The following is a 16,345-nucleotide window of genomic DNA, read 5'->3' on the forward strand; positions in this document are numbered from 1 at the left end:
GAACGGAAAAAATCGCCATCAGCGACTATCTTACCAAGGTGAATTTACCCGCTAATTGCTTACCAATTAAGCTGACCAGCTGATTGGCAATGATATCCTTGCTGGCTTTTTCGAGGCTGACTGCGGCGTCTTTGCCCTTAAAAAACACCGTCATGGCATTGTCATCACTGCCAAAACCAATATCGGTGCGGGACACATCATTACAGGCAATCATATCTAAGTTTTTGGCGTCAAGCTTGCCACGGGCGTATTTTTCGATATCTTGGGTTTCTGCCGCAAATCCTACCACAAAAACTTCAGGGAATTCTGTGGCAATGGTCGCCAAAATATCAGGATTTTTCACCAAATCCAGTGCCATCTGGTCTTGCGTTTTTTTAATCTTTTGGGGTACGACATCACGCGTTCGGTAATCAGCGACCGCAGCCGTGGCAATAAAAATATCGGTCGCTGTGCTGACAGGTTCGACCTCAATATCATTGCCAAATTTATCATGGTCATGATGGTGGTGATGATGGTCATGGTCATGATGATGGTGGTCATGGTCGTGATCGTCATGGCAATCACATATATCGTCACTGGCGCATTGGCGAGCGGTCATTAGCATTTCTTCAGCCGATAACACATCGATACGATTGACAAGTAGTGGCGTTGGTAGCGGCACTTTACCCCCAACGATCAAAGTTACCCTCGCACCTGCATTACGGCAGGCTTTTGCCAGCGCAAAACCCATTTTACCTGTGGAATGATTGGATAGATAGCGTACAGGGTCTATGGCTTCAATCGTCGGACCTGCGGTGATTGTCACATTTTTACCCGCCAATAATTGCGGGGTGATTTGTCTTGCGATGAAATATTGCACGTATTCAAGCAACTGCTCTGGCTCTGGCAATCTTCCCTCACCGATATCACCACAGGCTTGTTCACCGCTGGCTGGTTGGATGATTTCATAATCATAATCGGTTAACGTCTGCAAATTAAGTTTGACCGATGGATGTTGCCACATTTGCTGATTCATAGCAGGCGCCACCAAAATCGGTGCAGCGGTAGCAAGGCAAACAGTAGTGAGTAAATCATCCGCTATTCCCATAGCCAATTTAGCAATCGTATTCGCGGTAGCAGGCGCGATAATCAACAAATCCGCCCATTTTGCCAGTTCAATATGCCCCATACCCAGCTCAGCAGTCTCATCCAACAAGTCGATATGCACTGGGTTACCCGTCAACGCCTGCAGCGTTAATGGTGTAATAAAGGCTTGCGCGCTTGCCGTCATAATAACACGGACGTCATAGCCATTTTTAATCAATAGTCTGGCAAACGAGGCGGATTTGTAGGCAGCAATGCCGCCTGTGATACCAAGAAGGATATTTTTCATAAGATAAAAGCACTAAAAAATTTCGCCTATAGTAACAATTTTCCGCCACTTTAGGTATGATTAATCATCATTTATTAGGAAATGCCTATGGCAATCAAAGACTGGCACCAAGACGAGCGCCCCAGAGAAAAGCTACTACAAAAAGGCGCTGAGAGTCTATCCGATAGCGAGATTTTGGCAATATTCTTACGCACAGGCACCAAAGACCAATCCGCCATCGAACTGGCTCGTGGCTTGATTGAGAAATTTGGCAGTCTAGCTCAGTTACTATCTGCGCCTAGTGAAGCAGTCATGGCGTGTCATGGTATCGGCATGGCAAAATACGCGCAGATTTTGGCAAGCCTTGAGATGGGCAAACGCTACCTTGCCAGCCAAGTCAAACAAGCCCCTACCCTTAACGCCAGCCAATTGGTCAAAGACTATCTGACTACGCAGCTGCGACCGCTCAATCGCGAGGTGTTTGCGGTGCTGTTTTTGACCAATCAACTCACCTTAATACAGTATGAGGTATTATTCACAGGCGGTATTTCATCGTGCTCGGTGTGTGTGCGCGAAGTGTTGCGCTGTGCGTTAAAATACGGGGCAAGTCAGCTTATTATCGCCCATAATCATCCAAGCACCTCTGCCACAGCGTCACAAGCAGATCTAGAAATTACTCACAGTTTGGCAAAAGCGTGTCAGCTTGTCGATATGACTTTGATTGACCATATCATCGTGGGTCAAGATGGCACGCTTTCTTTACAAGAAACAGGTAAGATGCCTTAGCGTTTGACGCGGTTTTTAACCATTATTACCACCCAAATCATCATCAGTAAACCAATGACTAACGCAATCATCGCAAAAATGGGTGAAAAAATCGACAAAGCCGACAGCCCTATCGCTGTCCCGGTCTCTGCCACTGAAACAGCGGGATTTGCCAAACCGCCCGTCGTCGCAGTCGAAGCCACGCGCGTGGTGGCAGCTGTACCTTTTATCGTAGCCGCAGCGCCGCCGCCAGCAATGATCGCTAGCGCCCAAGTCATAGCAGGACTCATATCGGTCAATGTCGAAGCCATGACCAATGTCCCTGCAATCCCTGCGAGCGGTACAGCAACCGTATCTAACAGATGATCAACCAACGGGATTAAATAACTGATCGACTCTGCAATACTGGCTACGCCTAAAATAATTAACGCAGGCGTAGAGCCTACCCACTGCCAGCTATCATTAAGGGGAATAATATGAAAATATGCGGCACAGCTGAGCGCAAACAGCGGTACAAACACACGAAACCCGCTACTTGCTGCCAAGCCAATCCCAAGAAAGATACTTAAAATCATTTCAGTTGTCATATTTTCGATACTCAAAGTATGAATAATTTTACCGCTATCATAAATAAAAATTATTAAGAAAAAAACACATATTTAATTAGCATCGCAAAACACATCACCACAATCACTGGTCGAATAAACTTGGTACCGCCTTTGACCACCATCTGCGCGCCTAATGAAGCACCGATAAATTGCCCCACCATCATAGCAAACCCCACTGACCAAAGCACTTTTCCACCCAGTATAAAAAACATTAGCGACGCGGCATTGCTGGTAAAGTTGAGTAATTTGGCATTGGCAGTCGCGGTAATCATATCCAAGCCGCGCATGGTGATACCGCCTAGTGCAAAAAACATCCCTGTACCAGGGCCCAAATAGCCATCATAAAAGCCAATCAAGGGTGACATCCCATATTGCCATGTATTTTTGCTGATTCGTGGTGCAGATTTGACCTCACCGATAGTGGGTGCAAACAGATAATAAATACCAATAAGCGCAATTAAAAAAGGAATGCCTTTGGCTAATAGCACTGGCGGAGAAAGTTGCACAGCCATGGCGCCTAGCACGGCTCCCACAAAACAGGCAATAATCGAACGCCAAATTTGCTTGGGGTGAATTTTGCCTTTGCGTATCATGGTAATAGAGGCAGAAAGCGAACCTGCAGTAGCTTGCAGCTTATTGGTGCCCAAAGTATAAAGCGTAGGAACATTTGCCATTAACAGGGCAGGAATGGTCAATAAGCCGCCACCCCCTGCCATGGCATCTAAAAATCCTGCAATCCCCGCGACCAACGTTAACATCACTAGCACATCAAAACTCAATTGCATCATTTTTCCAAAGGTAAATTGAGGATTTATCACTATAAACAAAAAACCCCATAAGCGCGAACCTATGGGGTTTTTTTTAATCAGTATAATTAGTCACGGTCTACTAATTCAACGTATGCCATCGGTGCAGCATCGCCATCGCGATAACCACATTTGATAATACGTAAATAACCACCTGGACGCGCTTTGTAGCGTGGGCCTAGTGTCGTGAATAATTTACCTACAGTCGCTTTATTACGTAAGCGGTTAAACGCTAGACGACGGTTAGCAACTGAATCTTCTTTTGCCAAAGTAATTAGCGGCTCTGCCACACGGCGAAGCTCTTTAGCTTTAGGAAGAGTAGTTTTGATGAGTTCATGTTCAAATAGTGAGTTGGTCATATTTTGGAACATGGCCTTACGATGGCTGCTGGTACGACCCAACTTAACTCCACTGTTACGATGTCGCATGGTCAAACTTCCTTTAAATTTTAACGGCTACGGTAAGAGAAGCGGTCATCAACACGTAAATCAGCAGGTGGCCAATTTTCAAGGCGCATACCAAGCTCTAAGTCTTTAGAAGCAAGGACGTCTTTGATTTCAGTTAATGATTTCTTACCGAGATTTGGGGTTTTTAACAACTCAGTTTCGGTGCGTTGTACCAAATCGCCAATGTAATAGATATTTTCCGCCTTCAAGCAATTTGCTGAGCGAACCGTTAATTCTAAGTCATCCACTGGGCGAAGTAGCACAGGGTCAACTTCTTCTTTTTCCTTAACAGGTTCTGGGGTAGCTTCCGCTTCAAGGTCAACAAATACGGCAATTTGCTGCTGCAAAATCGTTGCTGCTTTGCGAATCGCTTCTTCTGGATCGATGGTACCATTGGTTTCAAGTTCGATAACCAAACGGTCTAAGTCAGTGCGCTGTTCAACACGGGCATTTTCAACTTGATATGCCACGCGTAGGATTGGGCTATAGCTAGCGTCCAATTTTAAACGACCAATAACTTTATTATCACCAGAATCTTTACGTACATTGGCAGGCTCATAACCACGACCTACTGCTACACGTAAACGCATTTTTAAATGACCACGATCACTTAATGTACCTAAAACTAAATCAGGATTGATAATCTCTACATTGTGAGGTAACTCAATATCTGATGCTAGTACAGTGCCAGGACCTTGTTTGTCAAGGGTCAAGAATACTTCATTTTGATCATGCAATTGGATCGCTAAACCTTTTAAATTTAACAATAGATCTAGCACATCTTCTTGCAACCCTTCAAGGGTTGAATACTCATGATCAACGCCTTCGATTTCAGCTTCGATTACAGCTGCACCAGGCAATGAAGATAATAGAATACGACGTAGGGCATTACCTAATGTATGCCCAAAACCTCGTTCTAACGGTTCGAGCGTGACTTTGGCGTGTGTTTCATTGACCGTGTCCACATGAATGGCATTCGGTGTAAGAAACTCAGTAGCATTTAGCATCATTTGTCACCTCGACTTTATAGTAAAATTAATTATTTAGAGTACAACTCAACGATTAAGCTTTCGTTGATTTCGGTTGGTAAATCAGCACGCTCTGGCGCTTGTTTAAAAGTACCTTGCAATTTGCTGTGATCAACTTCCAACCATACAGGTGTACCACGTTGACCCGCCAATTCAATTGCGTTTTTAATACGTAATTGTTCTTTGGCTTTTTCGTGTACGGCAATCACATCACCATCTTGCAATTGGATTGAAGGAATGTTCACACGAACAAACTCATCACGACCCGCTTTTTTTACTAGAATAGCACGATGGCTAACTAATTGGCGAGCTTCTGCGCGAGTTGCACCAAAACCCATACGATAAACAACGTTATCGAGGCGACGTTCTAACATTTGAAGCAAGTTTTCGCCAGTTGCGCCTTTCATACGCGCAGCTTCTTTATAGTAGTTTGAGAATTGACGCTCCAACACACCATAAATGCGTTTTACTTTTTGTTTTTCACGAAGCTGTGCAGAATACTCTGACGTTTTGCTACGTGGATTACCATGTTGACCAGGGGCACGGTCAGCTTTTTTGGTTTTTTCTTCGTACGCTTTTACGCCTGATTTTAATTGTAAATCAGTACCTTCACGACGAGAAAGTTTTAATTTTGGACCTAGATAACGGGCCATGAAAGTCTCCTTATACGCGACGTTTTTTCGGTGGACGAGTTCCGTTATGAGGAATCGGGGTTATATCGCTAATGCTGTTTATTTTATAACCCAATGCACCTAAGGCTCTTACCGCAGACTCACGACCAGGTCCTGGACCTTTAACCAAGACATCAACATTCTTGACACCATATTCTTGTGCTGCTTTACCAGCAACTTCAGCCGCAACCTGTGCAGCAAATGGTGTAGATTTACGTGAACCACGGAAGCCTTGTCCACCAGCGGTGGCCCAAGCCAAAGCATTACCTTGACGATCGGTAATCGTTACAATGGTGTTATTAAAAGACGCATGGATGTGCGCTACGCCCTCAGCTACCGAGCGGCGAGTCACTTTTTTGCGACTACGAGTGTCTTTTGCCATCTTTTAGCTTCCTAAGTTAATTATTTTCTGATTGCTTTACGTGGACCCTTACGAGTACGCGCATTTGTTTTTGTGCGTTGACCATTTACTGGTAAACCGCGACGATGACGCAAGCCACGATAGCAACCTAAGTCTACTAAACGTTTAATATTCATCGAGATTTCACGACGCAAGTCACCTTCAGTCGCATACTCTGCAACTTGGGTACGGACAGCATCAAGCTGAGTATCATTTAGTTCACTGATTTTAGTAGTTGGTGCAATGTTTACCGCTTCTAAAATTTTAGCAGCAGTGGTACGACCAATACCAAAAATATAAGTGAGTGAAATGATAGCGTGCTTGTTGTCCGGAATGTTTACACCGGCAATACGAGCCATTGACATTTCTCCAATTATAAGGAAAAGATGAGTTAATCATCTACTGATGTAGCATTTTGAAACACTTGGTTATCTATAAATGTGTCAAAATAACGACAAGTAGCGGATAATACAGTATCCGCTACCTGATTTCAAGTCCAATCTAACAATTTAGATTAACCTTGACGTTGTTTATGACGCGGTTCTGCACTACAAATAACGCGAACAACGCCTTTGCGGCGTACAATTTTGCAGCTACCGCAGATTCTTTTTACAGATGCTTGAACTTTCATTTTCAGCTCCTAGTAGTAGTTATGAATGCTTGACTTCCATAGTTTGCATCAGCGAATAATCATGGTATTGGTGAGTCATTAAGTGCGCTTTAACTTGGGCAATAAAGTCCATAATTACGACCACACTAATCAGTACTGAGGTACCGCCTAGATGAAACGGAATACCAAACGCAGATTGCAATATCATCGGCATCAAACAAATAATTGTCATATAAATCGCACCGATAAAGGTTAAGCGATTTAATACATGATCTAAATAACGTTGAGTTTGTAAACCTGGACGAATACCTGGAATATACGCCCCACTTCGTTTCAAATTCTCTGATACTTCTTTTGGACTAAATACCAACGCGGTATAAAAATAACAAAAGAAAATAATCAAGGCTGCAAAAATTACCAAATACAGCGGCTGGCCGGGTGATAACACTAATGCCATATTCTGCAAGAAACTTTGAAAAATATTGGGATTGGGTGATTGACCTACCCACTGTCCCAAACTCGCTGGGAATAACAACAATGAACTGGCAAAAATCGCTGGAATAACCCCTGCCATATTAATTTTTAATGGCAAATGCGATTGCTGCTGTGCATATATTTTTCGTTCTTGCGATTGCTTTTGGGCATAGTTGACTGGGATACGGCGCTGTGCACGCTCAATAAATACAATCCCCGCCACCACCGCTAACGCCAATAAACTAAATATCAACAAGGCAATCATATTCATTTGACCTTGCTGGACAGAGTTAATTGACTGTGTGACCACTTGTGGAAAAGTCGCTACGATACCCGCTAAAATTAGCATTGAAATACCGTTACCAATACCACGTTCAGTAATCTGTTCACCTAACCACATCAAAAACATCGACCCTGCAACCAACGAGGTTACCGCAGGAATATAAAAACCAAGACCACTGGTCAATGTAAGATTCTGACTAATCAACCCTGTACACATACCAATTGATTGAACCAAAGCTAAGGCAAGGGTTAATTGGCGTGTATACTTGTTGATTTGGCGTTGACCGGCTTGACCTTCTTTTTTTAATGCATCCAGTGATGGTATAACTGCTGTCATCATCTGGACAATGATTGAAGCAGAAATATAAGGCATAATCCCGAGTGCCATGACTGACATCCGCTCTAATGCCCCACCAGAAAACATATTAAACAAACCTAAAATAGTATTTTCATTGGTTTGAAAAAATTTCGATAAGCTTTCTGGATCCATACCAGGAATAGGTACGTGTGAACCGAAACGATAGACGACTAAAGCACCCAACAAAAATAGTAAACGATTAAATAATTCATCGTACTTACGAATAAATGCTAGAGGATTCATCGATGTTGAATGCTTAGTCATGTAGGATTACTCCTCAACAGTACCACCAGCTGCTTCAATAGCCGCTTTAGCACCTTTAGTCACTTTAACACCTTTAAAAGTATATGCTTTGGTTACGTCACCTGAAAGGATGATACGAACACGTTGCATATCGTGGCGAATGATATTCGCTGCTTTTAAAGACTCAACGCTTACCACGTCACCATCAACTTGGTTTAATTCTGATAAACGCACTTCTGCCGTTACCATTGCAAGTTTACTGGTGAAACCAAATTTTGGCAAACGACGGTATAAAGGCATTTGACCGCCTTCAAAACCTGAGCGAATACCAGAACCTGTACGTGAGGTTTGACCTTTGACACCACGACCACCGGTTTTACCGATACCAGAACCGATACCACGACCACGGCGAAGTTTATTTTTTCTTGAACCTTCAGCTGGGCTCAATTCATTTAAACGCAGACCCATTATACTTCCTCCACTTTAACTAAGTAGTTAACGCGGTTTACCATACCACGGGTCGAAGGGGTATCTTCAACTTCGACAGTATGTCCAATACGACGTAACCCTAAACCTTTCAAACAAGCTTTATGGCTTGCTAGGCGATGGGCACTCGATTTTACTTGAGTAACTTTCATTTTTTTCATGTTATCACCTTAGCTTAGCCCAAGATTTCTTCAACTGATTTGCCGCGTTTTGCCGCAACTTTTTCAGGAGAAGACATTTCTTTTAACCCGTTGAAAGTTGCACGTACAACGTTAGCGGCATTGGTTGAACCATAGCATTTTGCTAATACGTTTTCTACGCCTGCAACCTCTAATACTGCACGCATTGCACCACCTGCGATAACACCAGTACCTTCAGAGGCTGGTTGCATATACACGCGGCTTGCACCGTGGCTAGCAGTAATAGGATGTTGAAGGGTTGTACCCGCTAAATCAACGGTAATCATATTACGTTTGGCAGCTTCTAGTGCTTTTTGAATCGCTGCAGGCACTTCACGCGCTTTACCACGACCAAAACCAACACGACCATTACCATCACCTACCACTGTGAGTGCGGTGAAAGAAAAGATACGACCACCTTTTACAACTTTAGATACACGGCCAACTGTGACTAAGCGCTCTACTAAACCGTCTGTTTGTTCAACTTTTGCCATGATTAGAACTCCAATCCATTTTCACGAGCGGCTTCAGCTAATGCTTTAACACGACCATGATATTTAAAACCGCTACGATCAAACGCAACTTTAGTAATACCGGCAGCTTTAGCGCGTTCTGCAATTAATTTACCAACGGCAGTTGCAGCTTCGATGTTGCTAGTTTGACCAGCACGTAAAGTAGTATCTAACGTTGAAGCTTGGGCTAACACTTCACCACCCGTTGGTGAGATAACTTGTGCATAGATGTGGGTGTTAGTACGATTAACAGATAGACGATTTACGCCTAAACCACGGATATGTGCACGGGTTTTTTTCGCTCTGCGAAGGCGAGCAGCTTTTTTATCAAACATGTCATTTCACCTTATTTTTTCTTAGCTTCTTTACGAGCGACATACTCATCGCTATAACGAACGCCTTTGCCTTTGTAAGGCTCAGGTGGGCGATAGCCACGAATGTTTGCTGCTGCTTGACCTAGCTTTTGTTTGTCGCTAGATTTTAACACGATTTCAGTCGCAGTTGGGGTTTCAGCAGTAACACCTTCAGGTAGTACATATTCGATTGGGTGTGAGTAGCCTAAGTTTAGGTTAACTTTATTGCCAGCAACAGCGGCTTTATAACCAACACCAATCAATTGTAGACGACGTTCGAAGCCTTCAGTAACACCTTTAACCATGTTGCTTAATAATGCACGAACTGTACCAGTGTGCATCCAACCGTCTTTGGTGTCAGATTTTGGTGAAAGAATAATTTGATTATCTTCCTGTTTTAGCTCGACCAAATCATGCAGGCGTAAAGTTAGCGTACCTTTGCTACCTTTAACTTCAACCTGCTGACCGTTCAAAGTAACACTTGTACCATTTGGTAGTGCTACAGGGGCTTTAGCCACACGAGACATACGGGTAATTCCTATAAAAGTGATAAAAAAACGAACAGGCACAACAAACTATGCCTGTCCCTCTTAATGTTGATTAAGCTACGAACGCAATAACTTCGCCGCCTAATCCAGCTGCACGAGCTTCACGGTCGCTCATGATGCCTTTACTGGTAGAGATGATTGCTACACCTAGACCTTTTTGGACACTTGGTAGTGCATCTTTACCACGGTATTGACGTAAACCTGGACGACTATAACGTTTAATCGTCTCAATAACTGGTTTACCTTCAAAATATTTTAACTCGATAGTTAATTCAGTTTTACCTGTACCAACTTCTTGAGTTTCTGCGGTTGCAACATAACCTTCTTTCACTAGCAAATCAGCAATTGATTTACGTAGTTTTGAGTTTGGCATAGTCACAGACGCTTTTTGAGCCATTTGTGCATTACGGATACGAGTCAACATATCAGCAACGGTATCTTGCATACTCATATTGTTTCCCCTTACCAGCTTGCTTTATGAACGCCAGGTACATCACCTTGCATTACTTTTTCACGAATCATGTTACGTGAAAGACCAAATTTACGGAAATAACCGTGTGGACGACCTGTCAATGCACAACGGTTACGTAAACGTACTGGTGAAGCATCACGTGGCAATGCTTGTAATGCAAGCATTGCGTCCATACGCTCTTCATCAGTTGCGTTGATGTCGCTGATAATTGCCTTAAGCTTTGCACGCTTCTCAGCATATTTAGCAACAGTCGCTTCGCGTTTAAATTCGCGATTAATCATACTTTTCTTTGCCATATTGCCTTATCCTTGCTGTTAGCCCTTGAATGGGAAGCCGAATGCTTTAAGCAATGCACGACCTTGATCATCAGTTTTTGCGGTAGTCGTAATGGTAATATCTAAACCACGAATACGGTCGATTTTGTCAAAGTCAACTTCAGGGAAAACGATTTGCTCTTTGATACCTAGTGAATAGTTACCACGGCCATCAAATGCTTTATCTGTAAAACCGCGGAAGTCACGAATACGTGGAATAGCGATTGAGATTAAACGATCTAAAAATTCGTACATCTGTTCGCCACGTAACGTTACTTTACAGCCAATTGGCCATTCTTCACGGATTTTAAAGCCTGCAACTGATTTGCGAGCTTTGGTTACTACAGGTTTTTGACCGGCAATTGCCGTCATATCCGCTAATGCACCTTCAAGAACTTTTTTGTCTTGTGCAGCATCACCCACACCCATGTTTAGGGTGATTTTGGTGATTTTAGGGATTTCCATAACGTTGGCTAAACCAAGCTCTTGCTGAATTTTTTGCTTAAGCTGTTCGTTATATTGTGTTTTAAGTCTTGCCATTACTGATACCCTTAGATGGTTATGCAGTCGCCACAACTTCACCAGATGAACGATAAACGCGTTGTTTTTTGCCTTCGTCATTCAATTGGTAAGAAATACGATCTGCCTTTTGGGTTGCTGCATTATAAATTGCAACATTTGAAATGTGTAAAAATGCTTCTTTCTCGATAATACCACCTTCAACGCCAGTCTGTTGGTTTGGCTTTTGGTGTTTTTTAACGATGTTGATGCCTTCAACTTTTACACGGTCTTCTTTTACTGCTAGTACTGTACCTTGCTTGCCTTTATCTTTGCCAGCAATTACAATCACTTGGTCGCCTTTACGTAATTTTGCCATGTTTTCCTCACAATACTTCTGGGGCTAATGAAACAATTTTCATAAATTGTTCGCCACGTAGTTCGCGGGTTACTGGTCCAAAAATACGTGTTGCAATTGGTGCTTTATTGTTGTTCAACAACACAGCTGCATTATCATCAAAACGTAGTACTGAACCGTCAGGACGACGTACACCAAACTTCGTGCGTACGACTACCGCGTTCATTACATCACCTTTCTTGACACGACCGCGTGGAATTGCTTCTTTCACAGTCACTTTAATGATGTCGCCTACTGATGCATAACGACGATGTGAGCCACCTAGCACTTTAATGCACATAACTCGTTTTGCACCACTGTTGTCTGCAACTTCCAGCATTGTTTCAGTCTGAATCATCGCGTTACTCCATAAATTGGCAAAACAAGTCTTTGCCACAATAAGCCATTTTTAAGGTGGCGTATTGTAGCAGTTACTGACTTGCTTTGCAATTATAACTATCTATTTAAGTTAAATTAAATATTAACTGCTTTTTCTACGACGTCTACCAACACCCAAGATTTGGTTTTTGATAGTGGACGTGTTGATTTGATACGAACTGTATCACCAACGCCACACTCATTGTTTTCATCATGAGCATGTAGTTTAGTAGAACGGCGAATCATTTTGCCATATTTGGCATGACGAATACGACGCTCAACAAGTACAGTAATGGTTTTATCCATTTTGTCACTGACAACTTTACCAGTGACTGTACTTTGTTCAGTAGCGTTAGCTTGGTTGGTATTTTGCTCACTCATGATTAAGCCCCTTGGTTTTCGGTGTTCTGTTTTTCAGATATAAGAGTCTTGATTTGAGCAATCGTACGACGATTTGCTTTAATCTCATGGGTGTTGCCTAACTGACCAGTGGCTTTTGCCATACGAAGACGAAATGTTTCTAACTGTTTTTCGTCTAGTAATTGGGTCAGCTCTTCGACTGATTTGTCTTTAAGTTCACTGATCTTCATTACATTATCGTCCGTTTAACAATGGTGGTTTTGAAAGGCAACTTGGCAGCTGCAAGCGTGAACGCTTCAGTTGCTAGCTCGTCAGAAACCCCTTCGATTTCATAAAGCATTTTGCCTGGTTTGATTTCGCATACCCAGTATTCTACTGGACCTTTACCTTTACCCATACGAACTTCTAGTGGTTTTTCGGTAATTGGTTTGTCTGGGAATACACGAATCCAAATTTTACCACCGCGCTTGATACGACGTGAAATCGTACGACGAGCAGCTTCGATTTGACGTGCAGTCATACGACCACGTTCTACTGATTTAAGTCCGATTGTACCAAAAGATACGCTACTACCACGGTGAGCTAACCCCGTATTACGTCCTTTTTGTACTTTACGAAACTTGGTACGTTTTGGTTGTAACATATCGATTAACCTCTGTCTTTAGCTGGGCGCTCACTACGTGGGCGGTCGCTACGATCATTACGAGCACGACGTTTTTGAGGTGCACGTGCTTGTTTTTCTTCTTTGACTGGATTATATACACGGTTCATGCCGTCAAGCACTTCACCACGGAAAATCCAAACTTTTACACCGATAGTACCGTAAGTGGTTTCTGCGCGTACATTTGAGTAATCAATGTCTGCACGTAATGTATGCAAAGGTACACGACCTTCACGATACCACTCTGAGCGAGCAATCTCAGCGCCGCCAAGACGACCTGATAGCTCAACTTTGATACCTTGTGCGCCAGCTTTCATACTGTTTTGAACAGCACGTTTCATAGCACGGCGGAACATCACACGACGTTCAAGTTGTGAAGCAATACCATCAGCCACTAGACGTGCGTCTAAGTCTGGTTGGGTGATTTCTTCAATGCTAACTTGTGCTGGTACGCCCATTAATTTGGTAAGTTCTTTTTGTAGGCTTTCAATATCTTCGCCTTTTTTACCAATGATGATACCAGGACGTGCCGTGGCGATGGTGATTTTAGCTGCGCCCGTAGGACGTTCGATGCTAATACCGCTAATCATCGCTGCTTTAAGCTTTTTCTCTAAATATTTACGAACTTGTAAATCGTTGATTAAGTATTCAGAGTATTTTTTTGGATCTGCATACCAGTTAGCGTTTGATTTACGGATTACGCCAAGACGGATGCCGATTGGATGAACTTTCTGTCCCATATTATGCTCCTACCTTAACTGTGATGTGGCAAGTACGTTTGCTAATACGGTCAGCACGACCTTTGGCACGTGGTAAAACACGTTTTAACGTAATACCTTCATCCACATAAATGGTAGAAACACGCAATGTATCGATGTCTAAACCATTGTTATGCTCAGCGTTAGCAATCGCAGATTCTAAGCATTTTTTAACCAATTTAGCGGCTTTTTTGTTGCTAAAGGTTAAGATATCTAATGCACGCTCGATTGATTTGCCGCGAACTTCGTCAGCAACTAAGCGTACTTTTTGTGCCGAAATGGCGGCACCGCGTAATTTTGCAGTTACTTCCATGATGAGCACCTTATTTCTTAGATTTCTTGTCAACGCCGTGACCACGATATGTACGGGTTGGGGCGAATTCACCAAGTTTATGACCAACCATTTGCTCGTTCACGATAACAGGTACGTGTGTACGACCGTTATGAACAGAAATAGTTAAGCCGACCATTTGTGGCAAAATCATTGAGCGACGTGACCAAGTTTTGATTGGTTTGCGTGAGTTAGTTTCTAACGCATTCTCAACTTTGGCAAACAAGTGCGCATCGATGAATGGACCTTTTTTCAATGAACGAGGCATGAAATTATTCCTTATTTCTTATTGACGCGACGACGGCGGATAATCATGTGGTCAGTACGTTTGTTAGAACGTGTTTTAAGGCCTTTAGCCTTTTGACCCCATGGGCTGGTTGGGTGTTTACCGAAGTTACGACCTTCACCACCACCGTGTGGATGGTCAACTGGGTTCATTGCAGTACCACGAACGGTAGGACGAACGCCACGCCAACGGTTGGCACCTGCTTTACCCAATGATTTAAGGTTATTTTCAGTGTTTGATACTTCACCAATAACCGCGCGACAATTTACGTGGATACGACGAGTTTCGCCTGAACGTAAACGAACGATTGCATAGATACCATCACGACCCAATAATTGAACCGCAGCACCTGCTGAACGAGCAATCTGTGCACCTTTACCGATTTTAAGTTCGATATTGTGAATCACTGTACCCACTGGAATGCTACGCAGTGGTAAGCAGTTACCTGGGCGAATTGGTGCAGTTTCACCAGAAATAACGGTATCGCCTTGTTGCAATTTTTTTGGTGCGATGATGTAACGACGCTCACCGTCTGCATATTTAAGTAGTGCGATGTGTGCAGTACGGTTTGGATCGTACTCAATACGCTCTACCACAGCAGGAATATTGTCTTTGTTACGTTTGAAGTCAACAACACGGTAATGCTGTTTATGACCACCACCGATATGACGGGTAGTGATACGACCGTTGTTGTTACGACCACCAGTTTTGCCTTTTGACTCTACTAATGCTGCATAAGGACGACCTTTATGAAGGTGTGGATGCACCACTTTCTCGACAAATCGGCGACCTGGTGATGTCGGTTTGGCTTTTACGATAGGCATTGTGTAATCCTTATTCGTTGTCAGCAGCAGGTTGTTCTGCTACGTCGGCTACTTGAACATCTTGACCAGCTTTTAAGGTCACATAGGCTTTTTTGAAGTCTTGACGACGACCTACCGTGCGACCAAATCGCTTTGTCTTACCTTTAACATTCAAAGTGTTAACTTTAACTACTTCAACACCTTCAAACATTAATTCTACGGCTTTTTTAATCTCTTTTTTTGTCGCGTTGGTGTCAACTTTGAACACTTGCACACCTAAAGTATCGCCCAAGATTTGAGATTTTTCTGAAAATACAGGTGATTTTAGTACCTGATATAGTCTTGCGTTATTCATGCTAACACTCCCTCAATTTCTTTGGCGGCTGCGACAGACATGATGACTTTGTCAAACGCAATTAGGCTAACTGGATCAACTTCAGTGCTACCTAGTACGCTGACGTATGGAATATTGCGAGCAGCTAAATAAAGATTTTCGTCAACTTCATTGGTAACGATTAATGCTTTAGGGGCATTTAAGTCTTTAAGTTTAGCGATAAGCTCTTTAGTTTTTGGTGCTGAAATGCTGATTTCATCAACCAATACCAAACGGTCTTGACGAATCAATTCAGCAAGAATGCATTGCATGGCACCACGGTACATTTTACGGTTCACTTTTTGTGACCAATCTTGTGGTTTGGCGGCAAATGCGCGACCACCACCGACCCAAATTGGGCTACGGATGGAACCTGCACGTGCACGGCCAGTACCTTTTTGACGCCATGGTTTTTTACCACCGCCAGATACTTCACCACGCGTTTTTTGAGCACGGCTACCTTGACGACCACCCGCTAAATAAGCGGTAACTACTTGGTGTACAAGTGCTTCGTTGAATTCACGACCAAATGCTACGTCTGATAGCTCAACCGCCGAACCTGTTACTGTATTTAGATTCACGTTAATCCCCTTG

General features: G+C 43.1%; 30 protein-coding genes. 1 reads left to right on the forward strand and 29 read right to left on the reverse strand.

The window, feature by feature from the left end; translation table 11 throughout:
• Positions 1–25 precede the first annotated feature (25 nt).
• Complete coding sequence (coaBC, locus tag RT143_RS02715; RefSeq protein WP_313091001.1) at positions 26–1,372, reverse strand: bifunctional phosphopantothenoylcysteine decarboxylase/phosphopantothenate--cysteine ligase CoaBC; 1,347 nt, start codon at positions 1,370–1,372, stop codon at positions 26–28.
• 87 nt (positions 1,373–1,459) lie between these two features.
• On the opposite strand from coaBC, the gene radC reads away from it, so the two are divergent.
• Entirely contained in the window at positions 1,460–2,137 is a 678-nt protein-coding gene (radC, locus tag RT143_RS02720; protein ID WP_313091002.1) for a RadC family protein, read from the forward strand.
• On the opposite strand, the gene RT143_RS02725 is transcribed toward radC, so the two are convergent.
• From RT143_RS02725 to rplD, 28 genes are all read right to left on the reverse strand, one after another.
• On the reverse strand, positions 2,134–2,703 hold the full coding sequence (locus RT143_RS02725; RefSeq protein ID WP_313091003.1) for a DUF4126 domain-containing protein: 570 nt from the start codon (positions 2,701–2,703) through the stop codon (positions 2,134–2,136). The two genes, radC and RT143_RS02725, sit on opposite strands and share 4 nt — an antisense overlap.
• Before the next feature lie 53 nt (positions 2,704–2,756).
• A complete protein-coding gene (locus RT143_RS02730; protein ID WP_313091004.1) occupies positions 2,757–3,509 on the reverse strand; it encodes a TSUP family transporter in 753 nt (250 codons plus the stop codon).
• A gap of 89 nt (positions 3,510–3,598) precedes the next feature.
• Positions 3,599–3,958 (reverse strand): 50S ribosomal protein L17, encoded by a 360-nt coding sequence (gene rplQ, locus RT143_RS02735; protein WP_036593417.1) that lies wholly within the window; start codon positions 3,956–3,958, stop codon positions 3,599–3,601.
• 20 nt (positions 3,959–3,978) lie between these two features.
• Positions 3,979–4,986: a DNA-directed RNA polymerase subunit alpha gene (locus tag RT143_RS02740; protein WP_007115569.1), complete on the reverse strand. Its 1,008-nt coding sequence runs from the start codon at positions 4,984–4,986 to the stop codon at positions 3,979–3,981.
• 29 nt (positions 4,987–5,015) lie between these two features.
• Entirely contained in the window at positions 5,016–5,657 is a 642-nt protein-coding gene (gene rpsD / locus RT143_RS02745; RefSeq protein ID WP_007115568.1) for a 30S ribosomal protein S4, read from the reverse strand.
• A gap of 10 nt (positions 5,658–5,667) precedes the next feature.
• Positions 5,668–6,057 (reverse strand): 30S ribosomal protein S11, encoded by a 390-nt coding sequence (rpsK, locus tag RT143_RS02750; protein ID WP_007115567.1) that lies wholly within the window; start codon positions 6,055–6,057, stop codon positions 5,668–5,670.
• 20 nt (positions 6,058–6,077) lie between these two features.
• Positions 6,078–6,434, reverse strand: a complete 357-nt coding sequence (gene rpsM / locus RT143_RS02755) for a 30S ribosomal protein S13 (RefSeq protein WP_007115566.1) — start codon at positions 6,432–6,434, stop codon at positions 6,078–6,080.
• A 155-nt stretch (positions 6,435–6,589) separates the two neighbouring features.
• Complete coding sequence (gene rpmJ / locus RT143_RS02760; protein WP_040403280.1) at positions 6,590–6,706, reverse strand: 50S ribosomal protein L36; 117 nt, start codon at positions 6,704–6,706, stop codon at positions 6,590–6,592.
• 19 nt (positions 6,707–6,725) lie between these two features.
• Entirely contained in the window at positions 6,726–8,063 is a 1,338-nt protein-coding gene (gene secY, locus RT143_RS02765) for a preprotein translocase subunit SecY (protein WP_007115565.1), read from the reverse strand.
• Between the two features lie 6 nt (positions 8,064–8,069).
• Entirely contained in the window at positions 8,070–8,510 is a 441-nt protein-coding gene (rplO, locus tag RT143_RS02770; protein ID WP_007115564.1) for a 50S ribosomal protein L15, read from the reverse strand.
• Positions 8,510–8,689, reverse strand: coding sequence for a 50S ribosomal protein L30 (rpmD, locus tag RT143_RS02775; protein ID WP_007115563.1), 180 nt, complete (start codon positions 8,687–8,689; stop codon positions 8,510–8,512). The genes rplO and rpmD overlap by 1 nt, the downstream gene beginning before the upstream one ends.
• 14 nt (positions 8,690–8,703) lie before the next feature.
• Positions 8,704–9,201, reverse strand: coding sequence for a 30S ribosomal protein S5 (rpsE, locus tag RT143_RS02780; protein WP_007115562.1), 498 nt, complete (start codon positions 9,199–9,201; stop codon positions 8,704–8,706).
• 2 nt (positions 9,202–9,203) lie between these two features.
• Positions 9,204–9,554: a 50S ribosomal protein L18 gene (gene rplR, locus RT143_RS02785; RefSeq protein ID WP_007115561.1), complete on the reverse strand. Its 351-nt coding sequence runs from the start codon at positions 9,552–9,554 to the stop codon at positions 9,204–9,206.
• Between the two features lie 11 nt (positions 9,555–9,565).
• Positions 9,566–10,099 carry a 50S ribosomal protein L6 gene (gene rplF, locus RT143_RS02790; protein ID WP_007115560.1) on the reverse strand — a complete coding sequence of 178 codons (534 nt, stop codon included), beginning with the start codon at positions 10,097–10,099 and terminating at the stop codon, positions 9,566–9,568.
• 73 nt (positions 10,100–10,172) lie between these two features.
• A complete protein-coding gene (gene rpsH / locus RT143_RS02795; RefSeq protein ID WP_065253364.1) occupies positions 10,173–10,571 on the reverse strand; it encodes a 30S ribosomal protein S8 in 399 nt (132 codons plus the stop codon).
• 11 nt (positions 10,572–10,582) lie between these two features.
• Entirely contained in the window at positions 10,583–10,888 is a 306-nt protein-coding gene (gene rpsN / locus RT143_RS02800) for a 30S ribosomal protein S14 (RefSeq protein ID WP_007115558.1), read from the reverse strand.
• Between the two features lie 18 nt (positions 10,889–10,906).
• Complete coding sequence (gene rplE / locus RT143_RS02805) at positions 10,907–11,446, reverse strand: 50S ribosomal protein L5 (protein ID WP_007115557.1); 540 nt, start codon at positions 11,444–11,446, stop codon at positions 10,907–10,909.
• A 19-nt stretch (positions 11,447–11,465) separates the two neighbouring features.
• Complete coding sequence (gene rplX / locus RT143_RS02810) at positions 11,466–11,783, reverse strand: 50S ribosomal protein L24 (RefSeq protein WP_036593426.1); 318 nt, start codon at positions 11,781–11,783, stop codon at positions 11,466–11,468.
• Between the two features lie 7 nt (positions 11,784–11,790).
• On the reverse strand, positions 11,791–12,159 hold the full coding sequence (gene rplN / locus RT143_RS02815) for a 50S ribosomal protein L14 (protein WP_007115555.1): 369 nt from the start codon (positions 12,157–12,159) through the stop codon (positions 11,791–11,793).
• Positions 12,160–12,275: 116 nt separating this feature from the next.
• Positions 12,276–12,560, reverse strand: a complete 285-nt coding sequence (gene rpsQ / locus RT143_RS02820) for a 30S ribosomal protein S17 (RefSeq protein WP_007115554.1) — start codon at positions 12,558–12,560, stop codon at positions 12,276–12,278.
• A gap of 2 nt (positions 12,561–12,562) precedes the next feature.
• The gene (gene rpmC, locus RT143_RS02825) at positions 12,563–12,769 is read right to left on the reverse strand and encodes a 50S ribosomal protein L29 (protein WP_007115553.1); all 207 of its coding nucleotides are present in this window, start codon (positions 12,767–12,769) and stop codon (positions 12,563–12,565) included.
• Positions 12,769–13,182, reverse strand: coding sequence for a 50S ribosomal protein L16 (gene rplP, locus RT143_RS02830; protein ID WP_007115552.1), 414 nt, complete (start codon positions 13,180–13,182; stop codon positions 12,769–12,771). Before rplP ends, rpmC begins: the two co-directional genes overlap by 1 nt.
• 5 nt (positions 13,183–13,187) lie before the next feature.
• On the reverse strand, positions 13,188–13,940 hold the full coding sequence (gene rpsC / locus RT143_RS02835; RefSeq protein WP_007115551.1) for a 30S ribosomal protein S3: 753 nt from the start codon (positions 13,938–13,940) through the stop codon (positions 13,188–13,190).
• 1 nt (position 13,941) lies between these two features.
• A complete protein-coding gene (gene rplV / locus RT143_RS02840) occupies positions 13,942–14,271 on the reverse strand; it encodes a 50S ribosomal protein L22 (RefSeq protein ID WP_007115550.1) in 330 nt (109 codons plus the stop codon).
• A gap of 10 nt (positions 14,272–14,281) precedes the next feature.
• Complete coding sequence (gene rpsS, locus RT143_RS02845) at positions 14,282–14,557, reverse strand: 30S ribosomal protein S19 (RefSeq protein ID WP_007115549.1); 276 nt, start codon at positions 14,555–14,557, stop codon at positions 14,282–14,284.
• Between the two features lie 11 nt (positions 14,558–14,568).
• Positions 14,569–15,399: a 50S ribosomal protein L2 gene (rplB, locus tag RT143_RS02850; protein WP_007115548.1), complete on the reverse strand. Its 831-nt coding sequence runs from the start codon at positions 15,397–15,399 to the stop codon at positions 14,569–14,571.
• 10 nt (positions 15,400–15,409) lie between these two features.
• Positions 15,410–15,733 (reverse strand): 50S ribosomal protein L23, encoded by a 324-nt coding sequence (rplW, locus tag RT143_RS02855; RefSeq protein WP_313091006.1) that lies wholly within the window; start codon positions 15,731–15,733, stop codon positions 15,410–15,412.
• The gene (rplD, locus tag RT143_RS02860; protein WP_313091008.1) at positions 15,730–16,332 is read right to left on the reverse strand and encodes a 50S ribosomal protein L4; all 603 of its coding nucleotides are present in this window, start codon (positions 16,330–16,332) and stop codon (positions 15,730–15,732) included. Before rplD ends, rplW begins: the two co-directional genes overlap by 4 nt.
• Positions 16,333–16,345: the final 13 nt, after the last annotated feature.

The organism is Moraxella sp. CTOTU48268, assembly GCF_032069585.1.
GTDB lineage: Bacteria > Pseudomonadota > Gammaproteobacteria > Pseudomonadales > Moraxellaceae > Faucicola > Faucicola cinerea.